The sequence below is a fragment of the Exiguobacterium sp. LL15 genome, assembly GCF_024436095.1.
GTDB lineage: Bacteria > Bacillota > Bacilli > Exiguobacteriales > Exiguobacteriaceae > Exiguobacterium_A > Exiguobacterium_A indicum.
In genome coordinates this window covers 1-933 of the sequence record NZ_JANFNX010000010.1, presented here as the reverse complement: position 1 = coordinate 933, position 933 = coordinate 1, and the positions used below count along the sequence as shown (strand labels likewise).

Annotated in this window: 1 protein-coding gene and 2 tRNA genes; 1 reads left to right on the top strand and 2 read right to left on the bottom strand. The window is 44.6% G+C overall.

Annotated elements, in window-relative coordinates:
* Positions 1-5: 5 nt before the first annotated feature.
* Both NOM72_RS16095 and NOM72_RS16090 read right to left on the bottom strand, forming a co-directional pair.
* Positions 6-82, bottom strand: a tRNA-Met gene (locus NOM72_RS16095).
* 34 nt (positions 83-116) lie between these two features.
* A tRNA-Met gene (locus NOM72_RS16090) sits at positions 117-193 on the bottom strand.
* 129 nt (positions 194-322) lie between these two features.
* Here NOM72_RS16090 and NOM72_RS16085 point away from each other — a divergent pair.
* The gene (locus tag NOM72_RS16085; protein WP_255999458.1) at positions 323-787 is read left to right on the top strand and encodes an NUDIX hydrolase; all 465 of its coding nucleotides are present in this window, start codon (positions 323-325) and stop codon (positions 785-787) included.
* The last annotated feature ends 146 nt before the right edge of the window (positions 788-933 follow it).

Genomic DNA, 933 nt, shown 5'->3' with positions numbered 1-933 from the left:
AAAATTGGTTGCGGGGGCCGGATTTGAACCGACGACCTTTGGGTTATGAGCCCAACGAGCTACCAGACTGCTCCACCCCGCGACGATAAACGTTTCGGATTTAATTATTTAAAAATTGGTTGCGGGGGCCGGATTTGAACCGACGACCTTTGGGTTATGAGCCCAACGAGCTACCAGACTGCTCCACCCCGCGATGATATAACGTTTCGACAGATATTAATATAACATGTGTCTTTTAAATTGGCAAGTCTTTTTGCCTTATTTCTTTTTACTAACTGTCATAATGAATATTCTTCTATACTGATACGAAAGGAGTGAGCAGATGGGATACTTATTAGATTTACGAAAAATCGTAGGCAACCGACCGTTGATCAGCGTGGGTGCGACCGTACTCGTCATAAATCCACAACATGAACTGCTATTTCAATATCGTTCGGATACCCACAGTTGGGGACTTCCCGGTGGTTCGATGGAACCAGGTGAGACACTTGAAGAAGTCGCGATGCGTGAATTACAGGAAGAAACCGGACTTCAAGCACGCAGCGTTCAGCTGCTAGACGTCTTCTCGGGTCCTGATTACTTCTTCCGTTATCCAAATGGCGATCAAACCTATAGTGTGATTCATCTCTTTCAAGCAAAAGGAATATCAGGTACATTACAAATGACAGATGGAGAAAGCCTAGATCTTCGTTATTTTCCACTCGATCAACTACCAGAACTACTTGAAGCAAGAGCCGCTGCGCTGTTAAAACACGTCATCCCTCGTCTTAACGAAACAACATCTTGAATTTAATATAGATGTCGTATTTTAAAACTGGCTGTCATTCGGTCAGTTTTTCCTTTTCCACAACAAAAAACCGACCTGCAATCTGCAGATCGGTCAAGTGCCTGGCAACGTCCTATCCTCACAGGGGGAAGCCCCCAACTACTTTC

Coding starts and splice junctions, on each gene's coding strand:
- NOM72_RS16085 (WP_255999458.1), top strand. CDS start 323: ATGGGATACTTATTAGATTTACGAAAAATCGTAGGCAACCGACCGTTG.